Here is a 16160-nt window from a genome sequence, read left to right on the forward strand (position 1 = left end):
TGAGAATGCCGCCATGACCGATACCCCGGCGACACCCGCAGACCCGAACGCCACCGCCCCGGACGCCTCTTCCGCCCCTGCCGTACGGGTCGAGCGGAACGGCCCGGTGACGACCGTCGTGCTGTCCCGGCCCGCCGCCCGCAACGCCGTGGACGGACCCACCGCCCGCCAACTCGCCGACGCCTTCCGCGCGTTCGAAGCGGACGACGAGGCCTCGGTGGCCGTGCTGTGGGGCGAGGACGGAACGTTCTGCGCGGGCGCCGACCTCAAGGCCATCGGCACGGACCGGGGGAACCGGGTGGCGCCCGACGGCGACGGCCCGATGGGCCCGACCCGGATGGAGCTGTCCAAGCCCGTCATCGCGGCCGTCGCGGGCCACGCCGTGGCCGGCGGGCTCGAACTCGCCCTCTGGTGCGACCTCCGGGTGGTCGAGGAGGACGCGGTCCTCGGCGTCTTCTGCCGCCGATGGGGGGTCCCGCTCATCGACGGCGGCACGGTCCGGCTGCCGAGGCTGATCGGCGAGAGCCGCGCCATGGACCTGATCCTGACCGGCCGGCCGGTACGGGCCTCGGAGGCGTACGAGATCGGGCTCGCCAACCGCCTCGTACCCCCGGGCCGGTCCCGCGCGGCGGCGGAGGAACTCGCCCTGGAGATCGCCGGGTTCCCCCAGCTCTGCCTCCGCCACGACCGGCTCTCGGTACGGGAACAGCACGGGCTGCCCGAGCCGGAGGCACTGGCGGCGGAGCTGCGGCACGGCATGGTGCCCCTGTCGGCGGGCGAGACCCTCTCGGGCGCCGCCCGCTTCGCGTCGGGGGCGGGACGGCACGGGTCGTTCAGCGGCTGAGCGCCGTCGGGCCCTGCCGCCACTCCTGGACGAGCAGCCCGAGCAGCACCTCGTCCAGGAACTCGCCCATCACCCAGGCCGAGGAGCGCAGCACGCCCTCACGGACGAAGCCGCCGCGCTCGGCGACGCGGAGCATCGGGGCGTTGTCCGCCAGCGTCTCGATCTGCAGCCGCCGCAGACCCCGCACGACGAACCCGTAATGGCAGAGCACGTCGACCACGTCGGACCCGTACCCCTTGCCGCGGTACGAGGGGCGCAACGCGACGCCGAGGTGCGCGTTCCGGTTGTGGGTGTCGATGCCCCAGAGCTCCGCGCTCCCGACGAGCGTGCCGCCGTCCAGCTCCACCACGGAGAACGCGACGGTCCGCTCGTGCGTGTCGTCCACGACGAGCCGCGGGTCCTTCGTGTCCGGCGCCAGCGGCCGCCACGGCCCGATCTCGGTCCGCGAGGCATTGACGACGTCGTCGAAGAGCTCGGTCCGCAGGATCGGAATGTCTTCCTCGTGCCGGGCCCGCAGCCCGATTCTGTCCCCTCGAAGCATGCCCGATTCCTATCGGACCGAGCCGGACGGCGGCAATCGAATTAGGGGGTGAGGGCCGCCTGGGGATACTCGCCCCATGACGAACACCCCGTGGCAATCCCAGCCCTTCAGCACGCTGAAGATCCGTGTGGCGGCCCTGGTCTACTGCGGCGACGACGTCGCCCTCCTGCGCCGTGACCGCCCCGACTCCGTGCACTACACGCCCATCGGCGGCAACGTCGAACCCGGCGAGGACCTCAGGGCCGCTCTCGCCCGCGAGTTGTGGGAGGAACTCGGACTGGACATCTCCCATGCCGACGGCGGCGAACTGCTCTGGATGGTCGACCAGCGGGTCAGCCGCCCCGGTCCGACCCCACCCCCGCGCAAGCTGCACCTCATCCACCGGCTTCGTGTCACCCCGGAAGTCCGTTCCACCCTGGCCACCGAGGAGCGCGACGAACAGCCCGACGGCAGCCACGAGACCGGTCACATCGAGTGGATCGCCCACCAGGACACCCGCGACCTGCCGATCTTTCCGCCCCTGGGCCCCCACCTGGCCCGGCTCGGCCCCCGTACCCCCGTCACCGACGCCGCCCTCCCGGCCGTCACGGACGACAACTACCGGTGGGTGTAGGGGGCAGGGGCCTGGTGAAGGGCGAGGGTCCCCTTACGGGTGGTCTTCGAGGAATCGGCGGGTCGGCGCCCGCTCGTCGCTCTACGGTGCGCTCAAGGCCGCGCTGCCGATCGCGGTCACGGAGGAGGATCCTGTGTCATCGCCCTGCGACCCCAAGTACGCTCCCGCCGGTGATGTGGGCGGGGCGCTGATGGTGATCGACTCCCGGCTCAAGTCGGTCTATGCGGAGAGGACTCAACCTGATCCCGAACAGCGGCGGCTGATCCAGCAGTTCACCGCGTCGTTGGGGCCGACCGAGGTGCACGAGCTGTTGGACGGCACCTGCACGGTCATCTTCATGTTCATGAAGTGGCTGCGGCAGGCGCACGAGGAGCACGGCAAGGACGTCATCGAGTACGTGGTGCCCGGCGTCGTGACCGCGATGCGCTCGATGCCCAAGAGCGTGCGCGCCGAGGCGATCCCGACCATGGCCGGACTCGTCGTCGCGGCCGGCACCGGCCTGAGCCCCAGCCTCTGGCGCAAGCAGTACGGGGAGTGGACCAGCGACGAGATGAACCCGCTGGAGGCCACCGCCTTCCTCCTCGCGGAGCACATCAACCGCATCGCCGACGACCGGGAGTTCGCCACCCGCCTGATCGCCGACGCGCTGTCCCGGGTGGACCAGGGCTGACGCGGCGGGGGCCCCGCACGGTCAGGAGAGCAGGGCGCGCCAGCGGTCGGCCGACTCCATCATGTCCCGGACGACCTGCTGGAGGAAGGTGCCCCCGCGGGCCAGCCGCTGCCCCGCCGGCCGGTCGTGCCCGAGGGTCTCCGCCGCCGTGATCGCGGCCTGCGCCACTTCGAGCGTCTGCCGTGAGCTGATCAGGATCGAGTGGTACCAGGCGTCGTCGTCGATCACGTACACGTCGTGCCGTTGTCGCGGATCGCGCTCGCGGCGCGCGTATCCGTGCTGGACGAGGAAGTTGACGGCGACGGATACGGAGGCCGGGCTGACCCGCAGTCTGCGGGTGAGCTCGGCCGCCGTGCGTCTGCCGTCGTCGGACATCAGCAGGTCCACGTGGACGCGGGCCGTCATCCTCGGCATCCCCGACCTGACGGCCAGTTCGATGATCTCCTCGTGGATCTCCTCGTGGATCTCCTTGTGAGGGTCGAGGGCCGTGTCGGCGGCTCCCTCCGCACCGCCCGCGTACGGGAGCGCCGGCGTGCTGCGCCGTGCCCGTTGCGTCGTCACCTCGTGGGCCTGCTGCGGCCGGTAGCCGCCCGGGCCCCCGTTGCGCGTGACCTCCCGGCTGATCGTCGACGTCGGCCGGCCGAGCCTCCTGGCGATCTCGGCGTACGAGAGCCCGCCGGCCAGCCCGGCCGCGATCCGATGACGTTCCTGCTGGGTCAACCGTCCTCCTGGCATCCGCTCAGTATTGCCTTCGCGGCTCCTCATTGCAACGCTGTGTTGCATTCGAACGCAGCGTCATTGCATCAATTTGGCGCCATTGACCTGTGATTACTTCCTCAGTCGATTGACCGATTTCTGAACGCAACGTAGCGTTCGAGAAGTGTCAAACACGTGATCGTGATGTCGTGAGATGAGGAATGGTCATGAGCGAGTCCCTCCACACCGTCGCATCGCTCCCTACGGAGCGTCCGGCCGGCTGTCCGTTCGACCCGCCCGCGGAGCTCACCGAGGCCCGCCGGCACGGCCCCATCAGCCGCTACACCCACCCCGGCGGCAAGCCCGGCTGGATGATCACCGGACACGACCTGGTCAGGTCGGTCCTCGCGGACCCGCGCTTCAGCGCCCGCAAGGAGCTCATGAACGTGATCGACTTCCAGCTTCCCCCGGCGCCGCCCGGCGAGTTCCTCCTCATGGACGACCCGCAGCACAGCCGCTACCGCAAGCCCCTGGTCGGCAGGTTCACCGCACGGCGGATGCGGCTGCTCACCGAGCGCATCGAGCAGATCACCACCGACTGCCTCGACGCCATGGAGCGCACCGGCCCGCCGGCCGACCTGGTGACCGCGTTCGCCAAGCCCATCCCCACCATCATCATCTGCGAGCTGCTGGGCGTGCCCTACGAGGACCGCGCCTCCTTCCAGGAGCAGATCGACACGTTCATGAGCGGAGGGACGAGCGACGAGGAACTGATCGCCGCCTACACCGCGACCCAGGAGTACCTGGCCGCACTCGTGGCCGCCAAGCGCGCACAGCCCACCGACGACGTCCTCAGCGAGCTCACCGACAGCGACCTCAGCGACGAGGAGCTGAAGGGGATCAGCCTGATCCTGCTGGCCGCCGGGTTCGACACCACGGCGAACATGCTCTCCCTCGGCACCTTCGCCCTCCTGGAGAACCCGGCCCAACTCGCCGCCCTGCGCGCCGACCCGTCGCTCGTCGACGGCGCCGTGGAGGAACTGCTGCGGTACCTGAGCGTCGCCAAGACGTTCATGCGTACGGCGCTGGTCGACGTCGAGCTGGGCGGCCAGACCATCGAGGCCGGGACCACGGTCGTCCTCTCCTACCACACCGCCAACCGCGACCCCGAGCGCTACGCCGACCCCCACGTCCTCGACCTGCGCAGGAACTCCGGCGGCCACCTGGCCTTCGGCCACGGCGTCCACCTGTGCCTGGGCGCCCAACTGGCCCGCGTCGAGATGCGCGTCGCGTTCTCCGCGCTGCTGCGCCGCTTCCCCACCCTGCGCCTCGCCGTACCGGCCGAAGAGGTCGCCCTGCGCCCGGAGACGGCGGACATCTACGGAGTGAAGAGCCTCCCGGTCACCTGGGACGCGTGACCGGAGCGGGAGCCGGAGCCGGAGCCGGATCCGAAGCCGGATCCGAAGCCGAAGCCGGAGACCCGGCCCCGCATGAGTCGACGTACGGAACGCCGGGCAGCAACGCCCGCCACTCCGCGCGCGAAAGCCCCGCCCCGCCGACCCGGCGGCAGACGGCCTCGGCCATCCGCTCCGGGGCGAGGGGATGTGCCTGGGGCGGCGTACGGTCGCCCGCCGTGCGCAGCACGGCGCCGTCGGGATCGAAGGCCAACGCCAGGATCCTGTCCCCGGGCGTGGGCAGGGGCGCGCCGATCCGCTGGTGGGACGAGGTGTCCCAGAGCTGGAGCGTCCCCTCGTCCCCCGCCACGGCGAGCACGCGGCCGTCGGCGGAGAAGGCGAGGGCGGAGACGAACTCGTACGGATTCCTCTCCTCGCCCGGCAGCACACCCAGGCGTCGGCCGAGCCGCCCGTCCCAGAGGGCGACCCGCCCGGAGGCGTCCCCCACGGCCAGGAGCGCGCCGTCCGGACTGAAGGCCAGCGCGGTGGCCTTGCCCGGGCTCCGGGTGCTCGGCAGGAGCGTGCCCCCGGGCATGCGGTAGGCCTGCCCCCGCGCCGTCACCAGCACACTGCCGTCCGGGTGCAGCGCCACCCGCCCGAAGCCGTCGGTCAGAGTGGTCCTCGTCCACCCGCGCCGCGGATCCCGTACGCGGGCGGGGGCGGCGTCCGGGCCCGGCGGGCTGGACACGAGCAGGGACTCGCCGTCGGCGCCGAACGCGACGTACGCCCAGGGCTCGGGGCCCAGTTCGCGCCCACCGAGCAGCGAGCGGACCCGACGCTGCCGTACGTCGTAGACGCTGAGCCGCGGCGGCTGCGCCAGCCCCGCCCCGTACGCGAGACGCCGCCCCGTCGCGTCGAAGGCCAAGGTGACGCCGCACTCCTCCGCCATCGGCCAGACCTCGGGCAGCCGGCAGGCGACGGTGCCGGGCTCCGCCAGCGGCTTCCCGGTGCGCGGGTCGAGGAGGCGGAAGCGGACCTGGTCCCCCTCTCCCCGCGCGGTGGCGAGCGCGCCGCCGTCCGCCGTGAACGCCGCCGCGACGGCCGTGGCGTCCTCCCACCGGCCTGCGAGCGCCTCGCCCAGGGCGAGCGTGTGGACCGTGGGACCCCATGAGCCCTCGGGGCCGCCGAGGTAGCGGACCACACCGGCGCGCGTGTCGAGCCGCAGGTCCTTGACGACCTCGCCGACCAGCCGGTGCCGGAAGACGGGCAGCGGAGCACCCAGCCGCCACACCAGGAGATCCCGCCCGTCCGAGGCGGCCAGGAAGGCACCGCCCGGGGCGAGTTCGGCGGTCTCCAGACCCGGGTGCTCGACTCGCGGCAGCTCCCTGCCGGAGGCCAGCTCCCAGGCGCGGTGACCCGTGTCCCCGATCAGGCCCAGATAGCGGCCGTCGGCCGAGAACGCGACACGCTCCTGGAAACACTGCCGAAGCGTGACCTCCGGCAGCCACGGCGCGGAGACCCGGCGCCGCCGCCCCACGTCCCACAGCTGAAGCCGCTCGCCGGGCACACAGAGGGCCACATGACGGTCGTCCGGGCTGACGACGGCGTCGGCGAGCGCGGTGCCGGCGGAGAGGGAGGACTGGCGGCGGTCCTTCGCTTGCTGGTTGCGCAGCGCGGTGAGGTGCTGCCACTGGAGGGTTTCGGAAGGTGCCGCGTCGTTCGGAGGGTTGGTCGGCGGGTTGGCTGGCGGGTTGGTCGGAGGGTTGGCCGGTGGGGTGCTCGGAGGAGTGTTCGGGGGAGCGGAGGGTGGGGTGCTCGTGCGGTCGGTCGACGGGGCGTGCGAGGGGGCGCTGGATGGGACGCGTGACGGGCCGCGTCCCGTGCTCTCCCCGACCGTCAGCTCCAGCAGAGGCCGCAGCGCCTTCAGATCCCACAGCCTTACGCGAAAGCCGTCGAGGGTGGTGTCGTACGCGAGCAGGCTCCGCCCGCCGGCCCCCATCTCCACGCCCGCCCCCGCCACGATGGGTGTGCTCAGGAGGCTTCCGCTGTCCAGGTCCCGGACCCCGACCCGGCCGTCGGCGCCGAACTCGGGCAACCAGCGCGCGCCCGCCTGCGGGAAGGCCACGTCGCCTGCCGCCCTTCCCAGGCCCGGCGCGCCGCCCGTGCAGCGGCGGCCCGCGACGTCCCACCAGGTGACCTGCTCGGCGCCGACGCTGATCAGGGTGCGCCCGTCGCCGCTGAGACGGCGCATGGTCCCGGCGTCGCCGTCGGGGTCGGTGAAGACGTCCTGCTCCCGCTGCACCATGGCGCCCAACAGGGCCGAACGTGTCTCGGGCAGGTCGGCGACCCGCCAGGCGGCGAGACCGACCCGCATCGCCTGCCGAGGATCGCTCGCCCGGAGGCTGGACGCGACGCCCGCGATGCGCCGGGCCTCGGCCTCGACATGGCGGCGGTCCGCCGCGCGGTTCTGCTGCCAGGCGATGAGCGAGGCGATGAGGCTCAGGACGAGCAGCACCGACCCGACGCCCGCCCGGGCGCGCCGCGCCCGTCGATCGCGGCGGCGCGCGGCCGCCGACACGGTGAGGAAGGCGCCCTCCGACGGGGTCAGACCGGCGCCGCCGCCCAGCTGCTGCTCGGCGTCGGCCAGCCGTACGCCCCGGTACAGGGCGCCCGGGTCCCGCCCGAGCGCCTCCCAGGCGTCGGCCGCCTCGGTGAGCCGGCGCAGCGTGCGAAGCCGTTCGCGGTCCTCGTCGAGCCAGCCGCGGAGGCGGGGCCAGGCGGCCAGGACGGCCTCGTGGGCCAGATCCACGGTGTCGTCGTCGAGCGTGATCAGGCGGGCCCGGGCGAGCCGTTCGAGGACGAGCGCCGTCTCGTCGCCGTCGCCGTCGCGGTCGCCGCCGTCGGCGGACGAGGACGTGATCTCGGCCCGCGTCGTCGGCCGACGGGTGTCCGGGGCGCCCTCGCCCGGGGTGACAAGGCGCAGCAGGATGCGGCGGGCGGTCGCCGCCTGCGCGGGGGTGAGGCGCGCGAACACCTCCTCCGCGGTGTGGGCGACCGCCCCGTGGATGCCGCCGGCCGCGTCGTACGCGGCCTCGGTCAGCACCCGGCCCCGGCGCCTGCGCCAGGTCTCCAGGAGCGCGTGGGACAGCAGCGGCAGACCGCCCGGCTCCTCCGCGACCTCGCGCACGATCCGGGCGGTGAGCGTCCGCTCCACGACCAGCCCGTCGAGCGCGGCGGGCCGGACGACCGCCTCGCGCAGTTCGGCCTCGTCCATGGGGGAGACCAGCAGGGTGGCCTCCCGTACGGCCTCCGAGAGGCGCCGGTGCCGGGCGAGATGGCCGTAGAAGTCGGCACGGACGGCGAGGACGACCCGTACGCCCCGGACGGGTTCGGCGGCGTCCAGGAGCAGATCGATGAACCGGTTCCGGGCGGCCGGATCGGAGCAGAGGGTGAAGACCTCCTCGAACTGGTCGACCACGACCACCGTCCCGGGGCCGGCGTCGCGGATGTGTCCGTGGGTGTCGGCGGGGCGCGGGCCGGGGGTGAGGATCCGGACGGTGGCTTGCGGGGCGACCGGTCCGGCTGTGGCGGGGGTCGCGGCCGTCGTGGCCGACGGGGTCGGCCCCGCTACCCCCGCCGCTCCTGCCGATGCGGTCGGCCCCGCCGCCCTCCGCCGCAGCCGTGGGATGAGCCCCGCCCGTAGCAGGGACGACTTCCCACTCCCGGACGGCCCGGTCAGGACCACCAGCCGTCGTTCCCGTACGAGCTCCGCCAGCCGGGCCACGAGCCGGTCACGTCCGAAGAACCGCTCCTCGTCTCCCGTACCGAACCGGGCGAGGCCGAGATACGGCGGCTCGGCGTCCGCGTCGTCGGCCCTGGCCTCCTCCCGCGTCTCGCGGAGTGCCTCGTGCCAGCGCCGCTCCCACTCCTCGGGGTCCCCGCCGCACGCCAGCACGTACGCCGTCACCACCGACAGCGAGGGCAGCCGGTCTCCGGCGGCGGCCTGGGCGAGGGTGGCTGTCGAGTAGTGGGCCCGGGCCGCCATGGCCCGGTAGGTGAGGCCGCCGGCCTCTTGCCGTAACTTCCGTAAAGCGTAGGCGAATCGCGCTGCGGCCCCCGCGGTCGGATCGAGTGGTCGCTCCCGACGCCCCATGACATCCCCCGTTCGTCCGTGCCAAGGCCGGGACGACGCTAGGGAATTGCCCGAACCGGTGAAACAGGCCGGCCGGACAATCTCGGACCTGCCGAAACCGGTCCCACCGCCCGACGGGGAGTGGCCTGGACGGGTGACCCGGGACGTCACACTCCGGCAGAGTTCGGCCGAGTGCCGGAGCACCGCGCGCGGGGTGGCATGGCGTGGTGTGGCATGTCTACGTGCAGAGGAAATGGGATCTGGGCCGCCTGCGTACCCTCGCGCGACGGCGTCGGGCGGCCTCGGACAAAGGCGCGGAGCCGCGGGCGGAGGCGGAGGCGGGGGAGGACGCGGGTACGGGTACGGGTACGGGCGCGGGCGCGGGTACGGCGGGTCATGGTGTCGCCGGTGCGGGCAAGCGCGGGAACGGCTATCAGGGGTGGGCCCTGGCCGCCTCGGCGCTGCCGGGCATGGCGGCGCTGGCGGCGGTGCTGTTCACGTGGATGGAGGTGGGCCAGGCGTCGAAGGAGCTGACCATCGCGCAGACCGGGCAGATCACCGACCGGTTCAACACGGCGGTCGACAATCTGGGGTCGCCGTCGCTGCACGTCCGTCTCGGCGGCATCTATGCCCTCGGCCGCATCGTGCAGGACTCGCCGCGTGACGATCCTGCGGTCACCTCCGTCCTGTCCGCGTACATCCAGGACAAGGCGCCCCTTCGTACGCGGAATCCGGTGCCCTTGGCCAAGGCGCCCGTCCCGCCGGCCGATGTCGCCGCCGCCCTGACCGTGCTGGCCAACCGCCCGACCGAGCCCGCGCCCTTCCCCGCGGATCTGAAGGAGGTGGGCCTCCGGGGTCTTGAGTACGACGCCGTACCGGTCTTCGCGGAAAGCCCCGCGGCCAGGCGCAACTTCCGCCGCGTGAACCTGTCGGGCTCCGACCTGTCGGACGGGAACCTGTCCGGGAGCGATTTCCACGGCGCGTTCCTGGAGGAGGCGAATCTGACCGACGCGCAGGTGATCGAGTCGGACCTGACCGAATCGGTCCTGAACCACGCGAAGCTGACACGTACGGTCTTCGTCGGCGCGGAGCTCAGGGCGGCCAGCCTGACCGGCGCCGACCTGACGGACGCGACCCTCAGCTCGGCCGACGGCAGCACGGGGAGCACGAAGAACGCCGACCTCACCGACGCGATTCTGTGGGACGCGAGGCTGACGGGCGCCGACGTGCGCGGTGTGAGGCTGCACGGGGCCTACCTGGCCGGCGCCGACCTCACGCGAGCCGATCTCGCCGGCGCGGACCTGAGCGGCGCGATTCTCAGCAGAGTCGGCTCCGATTTCGCCGACGCGGACGTCAAACTGACCGGGACCTCGTTCCGTGGCGCGGATCTGCGCGACGCCGACCTGCGCGGCGTCGACTTCAGCGACGCGGATCTGCGGGGCGCGGACCTGCGCGGCGCGCGGCTGTCCGGAGCGCGACTGACGGGCGCCGAGACGGACGGGACGACCAAGGGCCTGCGGGAGCCCTGAAGGACCCCGCCTAAACTGCACGGGCGATCGATCCGCACCCGTACCGCAGCCCACTCAGGAGCCGGCCGATGGACCACAGTGACCCCGTCCACTTCGATGTCGAAGCCCTGAGGCCAGGCCGATGGCGCAACGGCGGCGGTGCGACGAGGGAGATCGTGGCGCGGCCGTCGGCCACCGAGGAGTTCCGCTGGCGCGCGAGCGTCGCCGACATCGACGCGGACGGTCCCTTCTCACCGTTCCCGGGCGTCGACCGCACCCTCACGCTCCTGACGGGCGACGGCGTACGCCTGACCTGCCCCGGGCAGTTCGACCGCCTGCTGACACGAGTGGGGGAGCCGTTCGCGTTCTCGGGCGACCTGAACCTGACCGCCGAGCTGCCCGGCGGCCCTTGCTGGGTGCTCAACATCATGACGCGCAGGGACCGTTGGACGGCCCGAGTGGCCCGAGCCTCCGCCCCGGTCGTACCCCGCACCGGGCACTCCGGCCTCCTCTACGTACAACAAGGACGCTGGCGCACGGGCACCGAGGGACGCGTACTGTCTCCCGGCGAGGGCGTGTGGTGGGACGGCACCGCACCAGCAGAGGCGCCGATGGCACAACCGCTCTCGCCGGACGCCGTCGCACTGTGGGCGGACGTGGCACCGGCGGAGTGAGCCTCCGACAGGGACGAGGAGCCCGCCGCACCCGATGCCCGCATCCGGGAGTACTGCCGCGCAGATGCTCCGCATCGAGCGACGACTGATCCTGGCCGTCACGTGCGGAGCCGGACGGCGAGGGCCGGTGCCGCGCTGGCGGCAGTCGCGGAGGGTCTTGTAGTGCTTCATGCGGGCGTAGGCGTGCTCGACGCGGGCTCTGACGCGGCGGTGTTCGGCGTTGTCCTCTTCCTGGCCTGGTAGGAGGGCTCGGCCGGGTCGGCCCGCACGGTCACGCCCTCGCATGCGGTGGCCAGGCCGGAGTCGCGCCAGGCTTTCGCGTCGGCGGTGTTGCCGGGCACCGGTCGGGCCGCGGCGATCACCAGTTTGGTGTCGGCGTCGATGATGACCTGCACGTTCGCCGAGAAGCGGTAGTTACGTGAGGACACTTCGATCTTCCGGTCGCGGACCGGGATCAGGGTTCCGTCCACGATCCACAACCGCTCCACCGCGTCCGCCGGACGTGCTGCCGGCTCGATCGCCAGCAGCGGCTGGAGCCGCTGGATCACCCGGCAGACCGTCGCCGGCGAGCACACCACGGCCGGCCGCCACCGGGACCGTTGCCGCCCTGTTCCCGCTCCACCTTCAGCAGCCGCTCGAACTGCATCGGGTCACGTGCGAGGGTGGTGGCCATGCCGCAGCTTGGTCACCGCCCTCGGTCCTTCAGAATCGCGTTCGGACTTGCTCCGACGAACTTCGCGGCATGCCTGGAAGCAGGCGGCTCAGCCTTGGAGCACGCCCTGGCGGATGAGGCGACGCTCTGTGGCATCTCTCGGCGCGAGGTGACGGTCTATCGGCGTCTGTTCGTTGCGAAGAGGTCTGGAAGGTGCCCGGACTGCCGGGTGAGGGCAGTCGGCGCCTCGTCCGGGCCTTGAGTCAGGGTTTTCCTGGCGAGCGGCCGTCCTCGGCCTTTCCAAGGCGCGTCCGGAGCAAGATGGCTGCGAGAGGTCCGGGCGTGGCGGGGCTGACTTTGCCCGGACGAGGGCTCTCGTCGGCTTGGTTTCAGGCGGTGGTGGCGGTGGTCAGGTGTTCCGTGGGGGTGTCGCGGACGCCTAGGCGTAGGTGTTCGACGTGGTAGAGGGCCTGGTCGAGTAGTTCGGCTACGTGGTTGTCGTAGAGGGCGTAGATGATCGAGCGGCCGCGTCGTTCGCCGGTGACCAGGCCGAGGTTGCGGAGCAGGCGGAGCTGGTGGGAGCAGGCGGAGGCTTCCATGCCGACGGCTTCGGCCAGGTCGCCGACGGAGCAGGGGCCTTCCTGGAGGCGGGCCAGGATGTGCAGTCGCGAGGGGGTCGCCAGGGCTTGGAGGGTGGCGGCGACGTCGGAGGCGCCCACGGAGTCGAGGCGTTCGCGGGTGGTGGCGTTGCTGCGGTTGTCCGTTCTGTGGCCCATGGCCCCATCATACGGATGACATATGAAGAGCTCTTCATGTGTTCCTGTATGGTGACGGCGTCGCTCCAGCCGCCCTTGAAGGGTTGATTTGTCGTGTCTTCTTTGTTGGGTCAGCGGTCCGCGCCGCCCCTGGACGCCGCCCTGTCCGGATCCGAGTCCCGGCCGGCCGCGTCCCGGCGGCGGACGCGGCTGCTGGCGGTCCCGGAAGCGCGCTGGGCGCTCGCCGCCCTGGTGCTGTTCGTCCTTGCCCTGCCCCTCCACCTGCTCGGTGCGCCGGCGTGGCTCTGGGGGCCGCTGTTCGCCGCCACGTACGTCACCGGCGGCTGGGAACCGGGATGGGAGGGCCTGAAGGCGCTCAAGGACCGGACCTTGGACGTGGACCTGCTCATGGTCGTCGCGGCGCTCGGCGCCGCCGCGATCGGTCAGGTCCTCGACGGCGCGCTGCTGATCGTCATCTTCGCCACCTCCGGCGCCCTCGAAGCGCTCGCCACCGCCCGTACCGCCGATTCCGTACGGGGACTTCTCGACCTCGCACCGGCCACCGCGACCCGGCTCCTCCCCGACGGTACGGAGGAGACGGTCGACGCCCGGACCCTCGCCGTCGGAGACACCGTCCTGGTACGCCCCGGAGAGCGGGTGGGCGCCGACGGACGGGTGACCGGTGGCACCAGCGATGTCGACCAGGCCACCATCACCGGCGAACCCCTGCCCGTGGCCAAGCGGTCGGGCGACGAGGTGTTCGCCGGCACCCTGAACGGCACCGGCGCCTTGCGCGTACGAGTGGAGCGGGACCCGGCGGACTCCGTGATCGCGCGGATCGTGAGGATGGTCGAGGAGGCCTCCGGGACCAAGGCGCCCACACAGCTCTTCATCGAGAAGATCGAGCAGCGGTACTCCATCGGCATGGTCCTCGCGACCCTCGCCGTTTTCGGCATCCCGCTCGCGTTCGGCGACGACCTGCGGTCGGCGCTGCTTCGCGCGATGACGTTCATGATCGTCGCGTCGCCGTGCGCGGTGGTGCTCTCCACCATGCCGCCCCTGCTGTCCGCCATCGCCAACGCCGGCCGGCGCGGCGTCCTGGCCAAGTCCGCCGTCGTCATGGAACGCCTCGGCCAGATCGACGCCGTCGCCCTGGACAAGACCGGCACCTTGACGGAAGGCACCCCGCGCGTCACCGACATCCGCCCTCTGCCCGGCGCCGCCCTGGACGAAGCTGCCCTCCTCGTCCTGGCCGCCTCCGCCGAGCACCCCAGCGAACACCCCCTGGCCCGCGCGGTCGTCGCCGCCGCCCGCGAGCGCGGCCTGCGCCTGTCGGACGCCGTGGACTTCTCCTCGGTCCCCGGCGAAGGCGTCACCGCCACCGTCGACGGCCGCATCGTCCAGATCGGCTCTCCCGCCAGGCTGCCGGCCGCCGCCGCCTCCGCCTCCGCGCATGGGCCGCACCACGCCGTGGTCGCCGAACTTGAGGACGCCGGACGCACCGCCGTGGCCGTCCTGCGGGACGGCGCCTTCGTGGGTGTGCTGGGGATCGCCGACCGGCTCCGGCCCGACGCGCGGGCGATGGTCGCCGCGCTCACCGGGCTGACCGGCCGCACCCCCGTCCTCCTGACCGGCGACAACGAACGCGCCGCACGGCACCTGGCCGCCGAGGTTGGCATCACCGACGTACGCGCCGGGCTCCTGCCCCAGGACAAGGTCGCCGCCGTCAAGGAGTGGGAGGCGGCAGGCCTGCGCGTGCTGGTCGTCGGCGACGGCGTCAACGACGCCCCCGCGCTCGCCGCCGCCCACTGCGGCATCGCCCTCGGCAAGGCGGGCTCCGACCTCGCACTCCAGACCGCCGACGCCATCGTCGTCCGCGACGAACTCGCCACCATCCCCGCCGTCGTCCAGCTCTCCCGTACCGCCCGCCGCCTGGTGATCCAGAACCTCGCCATCGCCGGGACCTTCCTCACCGTCCTCGTCGCCTGGGACCTGATCGGCACCCTCCCCCTGCCCCTCGGCGTCGCCGGACACGAAGGCTCCACCGTCCTCGTGGGCCTCAACGGCCTGCGCCTGCTGCGGGAGGCGGCCTGGCCGCGCCTCGCGTAGGACGTCGGCTAGGCGTCACGGTCCCCGCCCGCCCGACGTACCTCGCGTACCCGCTGGGAGGACCATGCCCTTGTGGGTTCGCCCGTCGGGTCGTCGTTCGTCGGCAGGGCCGCGCGGTCGACGCGGTCGTAGCCGGGCGCGGTGGCAAGGTGCTGCTCGCCGGAGAGCCCGGCATCGGGAAGGCCGGGCTCTCCGCCGAGGTCGTACGGTACGCGCGGAGCCACGGCGTTTCGGCTGCGTGGGTTGCGAGGGCGGGGGCCATCGCGCCCGGCCTGTGGCCCTGGCAGCAGGTCGTCCGGGCGTGACCGGGAGCGCGGAGCCGCTCGGCGAGGGCGGCGAGGGCGGCACGGGCGGCACGTGGCCGGAGGCGGCGGGCGCCGCGCGCGACGGGGAGGACACCCGCCTCGCCCTGTTCGATCAGGTCGCGGACGCGCTGCTGCGGGGAGGTCGGCCACTGGTCGCCGTGCTGGACGACCTCCAGTGGGCGGATGCCGCCTCGGTGCTCCTGCTCGGCCACCTCGGCCGCCGCGTACGAGCCCCTGCTGGTGAGCACGTACCGTGACGTCGATCTGGCCAACGCGCACCCTCTGCGCACGCTGCGGGACGCCGAGACGTTCGTCCTGGGCGGCCTGACCCCGGACGACGTGGCCGAACTCCTGCACCGCTTCGAGGCGGCCCCCAGCGGAGGCAACCCCTTCTTCGTCCAGCAGATCGCCCGGCTGCGCGCCGCCGGTGGCGACAGCGGGGCCGTTCCGGTCGCGGTCGGTCAGACGGTGTCCCGGCGGCTGGCGCGGCTGCCCGACCCCACGGCCCACCTGCTGCGCACCGCTGCGGTGCTCGGCCGTAGCTTCGCGACGGCCGCGCTCGGCGGCGTCGCGGACGTGCCCGTCATCAAGGTCTCGGGCCTGCTGGAGCCCGCGACGGGCCGGACGCCTACCGGTTCGCGCACACCTCTTCCGCGAGGAACTGGTCGCCGGCCTCGACCCGGCCCGCCGCGCCCGCACCCATCTCGCGGTCGCCCAGGCCCTGGAGGCCACCGCCCACCCCGCCGAACTGGCCCGGCACCACGCGCAGGCGCTGCCCTTCGGCCCGAGGAGGCCGGCGGTCGAGTACGCGGTGCGGGCGGCCGAGGAGGCGAGGGGGCGACTGGCCTATGAGGAGGCCGTACGGTGCTGGCGGCAGGCGGTACGGCTCGGCGACCCGAACGGCCCCGGGCGGCTGCGGCTGCGCGCCGCGCCGGCCGGGGCCGAGCTGTGCGCCGGGCTGCGGGAACCGGCCGCGCGAGGGTTCGCCGAGGTCGCCGACGAGGCCTAGGACGCGCCGGACCTCCTGGCTGCCGCGGCCCTGGGACCGCACCGGGCCGGCGTCGGCACCGGCGACTCCGGGCGCGAGGTCGTCGAGCGGCTGGAGCGCGCGCCGGTCTGGGGCGTGCCCTGCGGGCCGAGGTGCTCGCCGCGCTCGCCCGGGAGCCGGCGGACGGCCCGGAGCAGGACGTCCGCCGCGCCCTGGCACTCGCCCAGGAAGCGACCGACGACCCCCGCGTCGTAGCGACGGCGCTGTTCGCGCGGCACG

At 73.1% G+C, this 16160-nt stretch carries 15 protein-coding genes and 1 pseudogene; 9 read left to right on the plus strand and 7 right to left on the minus strand.

The annotated features are described in order from the left end of the window. Window positions 1-13: 13 nt before the first annotated feature. Entirely contained in the window at window positions 14-844 is an 831-nt protein-coding gene (locus ABTZ54_RS27885) for a crotonase/enoyl-CoA hydratase family protein (RefSeq protein ID WP_351668237.1), read from the plus strand. Here ABTZ54_RS27885 and ABTZ54_RS27890 read toward each other — a convergent pair. Then, a complete protein-coding gene (locus tag ABTZ54_RS27890) occupies window positions 834-1385 on the minus strand; it encodes a GNAT family N-acetyltransferase (protein WP_351668239.1) in 552 nt (183 codons plus the stop codon). The two genes, ABTZ54_RS27885 and ABTZ54_RS27890, sit on opposite strands and share 11 nt — an antisense overlap. A 76-nt stretch (window positions 1386-1461) precedes the next feature. Between ABTZ54_RS27890 and ABTZ54_RS27895 the strand changes: the two genes are divergently transcribed. Together ABTZ54_RS27895 and ABTZ54_RS27900 are read left to right on the plus strand one after the other, a co-directional pair. Next, the gene (locus ABTZ54_RS27895) at window positions 1462-1998 is read left to right on the plus strand and encodes an NUDIX hydrolase (protein ID WP_351668241.1); all 537 of its coding nucleotides are present in this window, start codon (window positions 1462-1464) and stop codon (window positions 1996-1998) included. Between the two features lie 133 nt (window positions 1999-2131). Then, window positions 2132-2668, plus strand: a complete 537-nt coding sequence (locus ABTZ54_RS27900; protein ID WP_351668243.1) for a hypothetical protein — start codon at window positions 2132-2134, stop codon at window positions 2666-2668. Window positions 2669-2689: 21 nt separating this feature from the next. On the opposite strand, the gene ABTZ54_RS27905 is transcribed toward ABTZ54_RS27900, so the two are convergent. Beyond that, window positions 2690-3388 (minus strand): GbsR/MarR family transcriptional regulator, encoded by a 699-nt coding sequence (locus ABTZ54_RS27905; RefSeq protein WP_351668245.1) that lies wholly within the window; start codon window positions 3386-3388, stop codon window positions 2690-2692. A gap of 203 nt (window positions 3389-3591) precedes the next feature. On the opposite strand from ABTZ54_RS27905, the gene ABTZ54_RS27910 reads away from it, so the two are divergent. Further along, window positions 3592-4782 carry a cytochrome P450 gene (locus ABTZ54_RS27910; protein ID WP_351668247.1) on the plus strand — a complete coding sequence of 397 codons (1191 nt, stop codon included), beginning with the start codon at window positions 3592-3594 and terminating at the stop codon, window positions 4780-4782. On the opposite strand, the gene ABTZ54_RS27915 is transcribed toward ABTZ54_RS27910, so the two are convergent. After that, window positions 4766-8803: an nSTAND1 domain-containing NTPase gene (locus tag ABTZ54_RS27915; RefSeq protein WP_351668249.1), complete on the minus strand. Its 4038-nt coding sequence runs from the start codon at window positions 8801-8803 to the stop codon at window positions 4766-4768. The genes ABTZ54_RS27910 and ABTZ54_RS27915 overlap by 17 nt on opposite strands. 329 nt (window positions 8804-9132) lie before the next feature. Between ABTZ54_RS27915 and ABTZ54_RS27920 the strand changes: the two genes are divergently transcribed. Both ABTZ54_RS27920 and ABTZ54_RS27925 read left to right on the plus strand, forming a co-directional pair. Further along, entirely contained in the window at window positions 9133-10419 is a 1287-nt protein-coding gene (locus tag ABTZ54_RS27920) for a pentapeptide repeat-containing protein (protein WP_351668251.1), read from the plus strand. Window positions 10420-10487: 68 nt separating this feature from the next. Beyond that, window positions 10488-11072, plus strand: a complete 585-nt coding sequence (locus ABTZ54_RS27925) for a HutD/Ves family protein (protein ID WP_351668253.1) — start codon at window positions 10488-10490, stop codon at window positions 11070-11072. Between the two features lie 123 nt (window positions 11073-11195). On the opposite strand, the pseudogene ABTZ54_RS27930 reads toward ABTZ54_RS27925, so the two are convergent. Together ABTZ54_RS27930 and ABTZ54_RS27935 are read right to left on the minus strand one after the other, a co-directional pair. Beyond that, window positions 11196-11715 (minus strand): annotated as a pseudogene (locus ABTZ54_RS27930) (transposase family protein); the annotation flags it as partial. A 398-nt stretch (window positions 11716-12113) separates the two neighbouring features. Further along, a complete protein-coding gene (locus ABTZ54_RS27935; protein ID WP_351668255.1) occupies window positions 12114-12500 on the minus strand; it encodes an ArsR/SmtB family transcription factor in 387 nt (128 codons plus the stop codon). 102 nt (window positions 12501-12602) lie between these two features. Between ABTZ54_RS27935 and ABTZ54_RS27940 the strand changes: the two genes are divergently transcribed. Together ABTZ54_RS27940 and ABTZ54_RS27945 are read left to right on the plus strand one after the other, a co-directional pair. Further along, entirely contained in the window at window positions 12603-14588 is a 1986-nt protein-coding gene (locus ABTZ54_RS27940) for a heavy metal translocating P-type ATPase (protein WP_502997328.1), read from the plus strand. A gap of 301 nt (window positions 14589-14889) precedes the next feature. Beyond that, window positions 14890-15150 (plus strand): ATP-binding protein, encoded by a 261-nt coding sequence (locus ABTZ54_RS27945; RefSeq protein ID WP_351668257.1) that lies wholly within the window; start codon window positions 14890-14892, stop codon window positions 15148-15150. Between the two features lie 371 nt (window positions 15151-15521). Here the strand turns inward: ABTZ54_RS27945 and ABTZ54_RS27950 are convergent, their stop codons facing one another. Then, window positions 15522-15656 carry a hypothetical protein gene (locus ABTZ54_RS27950; protein WP_351668259.1) on the minus strand — a complete coding sequence of 45 codons (135 nt, stop codon included), beginning with the start codon at window positions 15654-15656 and terminating at the stop codon, window positions 15522-15524. 48 nt (window positions 15657-15704) lie between these two features. Here ABTZ54_RS27950 and ABTZ54_RS27955 point away from each other — a divergent pair, with 48 nt between their 5' ends. Next, window positions 15705-15902, plus strand: coding sequence for a hypothetical protein (locus ABTZ54_RS27955; protein ID WP_351668261.1), 198 nt, complete (start codon window positions 15705-15707; stop codon window positions 15900-15902). Here the strand turns inward: ABTZ54_RS27955 and ABTZ54_RS27960 are convergent. Continuing rightward, window positions 15899-16159 carry a hypothetical protein gene (locus ABTZ54_RS27960; RefSeq protein ID WP_351668263.1) on the minus strand — a complete coding sequence of 87 codons (261 nt, stop codon included), beginning with the start codon at window positions 16157-16159 and terminating at the stop codon, window positions 15899-15901. The two genes, ABTZ54_RS27955 and ABTZ54_RS27960, sit on opposite strands and share 4 nt — an antisense overlap. Window position 16160 lies beyond the last annotated feature (1 nt).

Origin of the sequence: Streptomyces sp. NPDC094032 (assembly GCF_040303965.1) — a bacterium.
Taxonomy (GTDB): Bacteria; Actinomycetota; Actinomycetes; order Streptomycetales; family Streptomycetaceae; genus Streptomyces.

Bases quoted from the DNA above. Each gene is read 5' to 3' on its own strand.
- ABTZ54_RS27910 (WP_351668247.1), top strand. From the start codon at position 3,592: ATGAGCGAGTCCCTCCACACCGTCGCATCGCTCCCTACGGAGCGTCCG.
- ABTZ54_RS27895 (WP_351668241.1), top strand. From the start codon at position 1,462: ATGACGAACACCCCGTGGCAATCCCAGCCCTTCAGCACGCTGAAGATC.
- ABTZ54_RS27935 (WP_351668255.1), bottom strand. From the start codon at position 12,500: ATGGGCCACAGAACGGACAACCGCAGCAACGCCACCACCCGCGAACGC.
- ABTZ54_RS27885 (WP_351668237.1), top strand. From the start codon at position 14: ATGACCGATACCCCGGCGACACCCGCAGACCCGAACGCCACCGCCCCG.
- ABTZ54_RS27915 (WP_351668249.1), bottom strand. From the start codon at position 8,803: ATGGCGGCCCGGGCCCACTACTCGACAGCCACCCTCGCCCAGGCCGCC.
- ABTZ54_RS27925 (WP_351668253.1), top strand. From the start codon at position 10,488: ATGGACCACAGTGACCCCGTCCACTTCGATGTCGAAGCCCTGAGGCCA.
- ABTZ54_RS27890 (WP_351668239.1), bottom strand. From the start codon at position 1,385: ATGCTTCGAGGGGACAGAATCGGGCTGCGGGCCCGGCACGAGGAAGAC.